The sequence below is a fragment of the Streptomyces prunicolor NBRC 13075 genome (genome assembly GCF_000367365.1).
In the GTDB taxonomy this organism is placed as follows: Bacteria; Actinomycetota; Actinomycetes; order Streptomycetales; family Streptomycetaceae; genus Streptomyces; species Streptomyces prunicolor.
This window is the reverse complement of sequence record NZ_BARF01000065.1, coordinates 1-4,590: the sequence shown is the minus strand read 5'-3', so window position 1 is coordinate 4,590 and position 4,590 is coordinate 1. Positions and strand designations below refer to the sequence as shown.

Here is a 4,590-nt window from a genome sequence, read left to right as displayed (position 1 = left end):
CCGCGTGGGCGCGACCAGCCACAACGAACCGGCACTACGCAGTCAACCGCACCCCCAACGGCGCTACCGCTCCAAATGCCCGTCATAACGCCGAGGCAGCCCCAGCGGATTACCGTCCCGCAACTCCAACGGCAGCAGCGCTTCAGGCGTGTTCTGGTAAGCCACAGGCCGCAGCCACCGCTCAATAGCCGTACCACCAACGGAGGTTGAGGTAGACGTCGTAGCCGGGTAAGGCCCCCCGTGATGCTGCGCGGGCGCAACCGCAACCCCCGTGGGCCACGCGTTCACCAACACCCGCCCGGCCAACGGCGTGAGCTCCGCGAGGATCTCCGCCCCACGCCCCTCCCCGGCCACCTCCTCCGCCGACAGATGAACCGTCGCCGTAAGATTCCCCGGCAGCCGCGACAGCACGGCGTTCGCCTGCGCGTCATCGTCGTAGCGCGCCACGACAGTGACCGGCCCGAAGCACTCTTCGAGGAGCAGGTCGTACGAACCCTCCAACGCGAGCTTCTCCGCCGGCACCGTAAGGAACCCGGGACTCACCGTGTGCTCACTGCCCGCCCCCGGCGTGACCGGCGACTCCACCTCGGGCAACCCGGCCCGCTCGGTAACGCCCGCAAGGAAGTTGTCGCGCATCCGGTGGTCCAGCAGCACCCCGGCGTCCGTGTTGCTGACCGCGTCGGTGAGGGACTTGAGCAGCCCGTCACCGGCGGAGCCGGACGGCACGAGCACCAGCCCCGGCTTCACGCAGAACTGGCCGACACCCAGGGTCATCGAACCGGCAAGACCCGTACCGATCGCCTCGGCCCGCTCGGCCGCCGCCGCCTCGGTGACAACTACCGGGTTCAGGGAGCCCAGTTCGCCATGGAACGGGATCGGGACCGGCCGTGCCGCCGCCGCGTCGAACAGGGCACGACCGCCGCGTACGGAACCGGTGAACCCGGCCGCCGAGACCAGCGGGTGCTTGACGAGCTCGACGCCCGCCTCGAAGCCGTGCACCAGGCCGAGAACCCCGGCCGGGATGCCCTGCTCGGCGGCGGCCCTGCGCAGCACGCTCGCGACCAGCTCGGACAGGCCCGGGTGGTCCGGGTGGGCCTTGACGACGACCGGGCAGCCGGCCGCCAGCGCGCTCGCGGTGTCGCCGCCGGGGACCGAGAAGGCGAAGGGGAAGTTGGAGGCCGAGTAGACGGCGACGACGCCCAGCGGCACCTTGTAGCGGCGCAGGTCCGGGATCGGCGGGGTCGCGGTGTCGTCGGGGTGGTTGATCACCACGTCGAGGAACGCGCCCTCGTCGACGATGTCCGCGAAGGCCCTCAACTGGTAGCAGGTGCGGGCGAGTTCGCCGTTCAGCCGGACCGGGCCCAGCGCGGTCTCCGCGTCGGCGACCTCGACCAACTGGTTCTTGGCCGCTTCGAGCTGGTCGGCGGCACCGCGCAGGAAGGCCGCACGGACCGTACGGTCGGCGAGCGAACCCCGTGCCGCGTGCGCGGCGCGGACGGCGGTGTCCACCTCCTGGGCTGTGGCCTCCACCGCAACCTGTTCACGCTGCTTCCCGGTTCGGGGGTCGACACTCCAGACTGGTGCTGCTGCCACCGCGGGTCCCTCCACACATGTAATGCCGCAGTTCTGGGTCATTCACCAGGGTCGTTCGATATGCTGAACGCTGTCTCTGATGATGAATATGTTCTCGGAGACTATTTCCCGTCGAACGAAGGGGTCAAGGGCGATGTCGGCAGGCGAGACAGGCGGCGGGGCACAGGTCAAGTCCGCGGTGCGGACGGTGGAGCTGCTCGAATACTTCGCCGGCCGGCCCGGTATGCACTCCCTCGCGGCGGTCCAGGAGGCCGTCGGATATCCCAAGTCCAGTCTGTACATGTTGCTGCGCACGCTTGTCGAGCTGGGCTGGGTGGAGACGGACGCCACGGGCACGCGGTACGGCATCGGGGTGCGGGCATTGCTCGTGGGCACCTCCTACATCGACGGCGACGAGGTCGTGGCCGCGGCCCGCCCCACACTGGACCGCCTCTCCGACGACACCACGGAGACCATCCACCTCGCGCGCCTCGACGGCACGAACGTGGTCTACCTGGCCACCCGCCAGTCCCAGCACTATCTACGGCCCTTCACCCGCGTCGGCCGCCGGCTCCCCGCCCACTCGACCTCGCTGGGCAAGGCGCTGCTGAGCACGTACTCCGACGAGCAGGTCCGCAAGATGCTCCCGGAGACGCTGCCCGCGCTCACCGAGCACACGATCACCGACCGCGAGAAGCTCATCGAGGAGCTCCACCAGGTGCGGGATCAGGGCTTCGCCGTGGACCGCGAGGAGAACACCCTGGGCCTGCGCTGCTTCGGTGTCGCGATCCCGTACCGCACCCCCGCGCGGGACGCGATCAGCTGCTCGGTGCCGGTGGCGCGGCTGACGCCCGCGCACGAGCAGATGGTGAAGGACGCCCTGTTCGACGCCCGTGACCGACTGACCCTCGCCACCCGGAGGCTCTGAACCCATGCAGGTCTCGCTCCGCCCCGTCCACGACAGTGATCTCCCGGTCTTCTTCCGGCAGATGAACGACCCCGAGTCCCTCCGGATGGCCGCCTTCACCGCGAAGGACCCGACCGACAGAGACGCCTTCGACGCCCACTGGAAGCGCATCCGCGCCGCGGCCGACGTGCTGAACCGCACGATCCTCGCCGACGGCGACGTGGCGGGCAGCGTGGCGGTCTACGGGGAGCCGGACGAGCGCGAGGTGACGTACTGGATCGACCGCACCTACTGGGGCAAGGGCATCGCGACGGCCGCACTGCGCGACCTGCTGGCCGAGGCGCCCGAACGCCCGGTGTACGCGCGCGTGGCGGCCGACAACGCGGGCTCGCGGCGCGTGCTGGAGAAGTGCGGGTTCCGCGTCACCGGGCACGACCGGGGGTTCGCGAACGCGCGGGGCGAGGAGATCGACGAGCTGGTCCTGACGCTGGACTCCTGAACACTCGATGAGCGAGCGGGTTCATGAGTACTCGATGAGCGGGTTCATGAGCAGTCGATGAGAAAAGCGATGTAAGGGAACGATTCGTTCCCGGCCGGTCGTCTTCAGAGCGGGATGAACAAGACGATCAGGCGCACCTCCGTCTTCGTACTGCTCCTCGTGTTCGCTCTGCTGGTGCGGGCGACCTGGGTGCAGTTCTACGAAGGCCAGGCACTCGCGGACGACAAGGACAACCGGCGCAACGCGATCGAGACGTACGCGGACCCGCTCGGGAACATCATCGTGGCCGGAAACGCGATCACCGGCTCGGCGCGGACGGGGAGCAGCAGCGACCTCGCGTACAAACGCACGTACACGGACGGCAAGCTCTACGCGGCGGTGACGGGCTACGCCTCGCAGAGCTACGCGCCGACGCAGTTGGAGGGGATCTACGCAGATCTCCTCGACGGCACGGACAGCAGCCTGAAGACCGCGATGGACACGGTCACCGGCGAGCGGGCCGCCCCCGGCAACGTGGTCACGACGATCGACCCGGATGTGCAGAAGGCGGCGTACAACGCGCTCGGAGACAAGAAGGGTGCCGCCGTCGCGATCGATCCGACGACCGGCAAGATCCTCGCCGTCGTCTCGACCCCGTCCTACGACCCCTCGACGCTGACCGACGCCGACACCGCCGGGGCGGCCTGGAAGCAGCTCAACGCCGACTCCGACAAGCCGCTGACCAACCGCGCGCTGCGCCAGCCGCTGCCGCCGGGTTCGACGTTCAAGCTGGTCGTGGCGGCGGCCGCGCTGGAGGACGGGCTGTACTCCTCGGTGGACGAGAAGACGACGAGCCCCTCGCCGTACACCCTGCCGGGCACGGTCACCCCGCTGAAGAACGAGAGTTCCTCCGCGCCCTGCACGAACGCCTCGATCCGGGTCGCGCTCCAGTACTCGTGCAACACCGTGTTCGCGAAGATGGCCGTCGACCTGGGCCAGGACAAGGTCAAGGCGATGGCCGAGAAGTTCGGCTTCAACGACGACAAGCTGGACATTCCGGTGCGGGCCTACCCGAGCGTGTACCCATCCAACATGAACAAGTCGTCCACGGCCCTGACCGGCATCGGCCAGTACGACGTGACCGCCACCCCGCTCCAGATGGCCATGGTGTCCGCAGCCATAGCCAACGACGGCAAGCTGGTCTCGCCGCACATGGTGTCGGAGACCACCGACAGCGGCGGCGATGTGGTCCACAACTATGACGACAGCACGACGACGAAGCAGATCGTCAGCTCGAACACCGCCCAGCAACTCCAGTCGGCGATGCAGACGGTCATCACGGACGGCACCGGCACGAACGCCGAGATCGCGGGCGTGACGGTCGGCGGCAAGACGGGTACCGCCCAGCACGGTGAGAACAACGACCAGTCGCCGTATGCCTGGTTCACCGCATACGGCAAGTCCGACTCGACGAGCAAGGAGGTCGCGGTAGCGGTACTGGTGGAACAGTCGGACGCGGCAAGGTCGGAGATCAGCGGCAACGGCTTGGCGGCTCCGGTGGCCAAGGCAATGATGAAAGCGGCGCTGCAGTAACGCCGTTGTCTTTGGTCTTTTGTCCTTTAGGGGCACGGGG

Annotated in this window: 4 protein-coding genes; 3 read left to right on the top strand and 1 reads right to left on the bottom strand. The window is 68.5% G+C overall.

What is annotated here, in order from left to right; all coding sequences use genetic code 11:
* Window positions 1–63: 63 nt before the first annotated feature.
* Window positions 64–1,593: an aldehyde dehydrogenase (NADP(+)) gene (locus SPR02S_RS29415; protein ID WP_078623031.1), complete on the bottom strand. Its 1,530-nt coding sequence runs from the start codon at window positions 1,591–1,593 to the stop codon at window positions 64–66.
* 133 nt (window positions 1,594–1,726) lie between these two features.
* On the opposite strand from SPR02S_RS29415, the gene SPR02S_RS29410 reads away from it, so the two are divergent.
* From SPR02S_RS29410 to SPR02S_RS29400, 3 genes are all read left to right on the top strand, one after another.
* The gene (locus tag SPR02S_RS29410) at window positions 1,727–2,500 is read left to right on the top strand and encodes an IclR family transcriptional regulator (protein ID WP_019060609.1); all 774 of its coding nucleotides are present in this window, start codon (window positions 1,727–1,729) and stop codon (window positions 2,498–2,500) included.
* A 4-nt stretch (window positions 2,501–2,504) separates the two neighbouring features.
* Entirely contained in the window at window positions 2,505–2,978 is a 474-nt protein-coding gene (locus SPR02S_RS29405) for a GNAT family N-acetyltransferase (protein WP_019060608.1), read from the top strand.
* 114 nt (window positions 2,979–3,092) lie between these two features.
* Window positions 3,093–4,550, top strand: a complete 1,458-nt coding sequence (locus SPR02S_RS29400; protein WP_019060607.1) for a peptidoglycan D,D-transpeptidase FtsI family protein — start codon at window positions 3,093–3,095, stop codon at window positions 4,548–4,550.
* Window positions 4,551–4,590 lie beyond the last annotated feature (40 nt).

Coding starts and splice junctions, on each gene's coding strand:
- SPR02S_RS29410 (WP_019060609.1), top strand. CDS start 1,727: ATGTCGGCAGGCGAGACAGGCGGCGGGGCACAGGTCAAGTCCGCGGTG.
- SPR02S_RS29405 (WP_019060608.1), top strand. CDS start 2,505: ATGCAGGTCTCGCTCCGCCCCGTCCACGACAGTGATCTCCCGGTCTTC.
- SPR02S_RS29400 (WP_019060607.1), top strand. CDS start 3,093: ATGAACAAGACGATCAGGCGCACCTCCGTCTTCGTACTGCTCCTCGTG.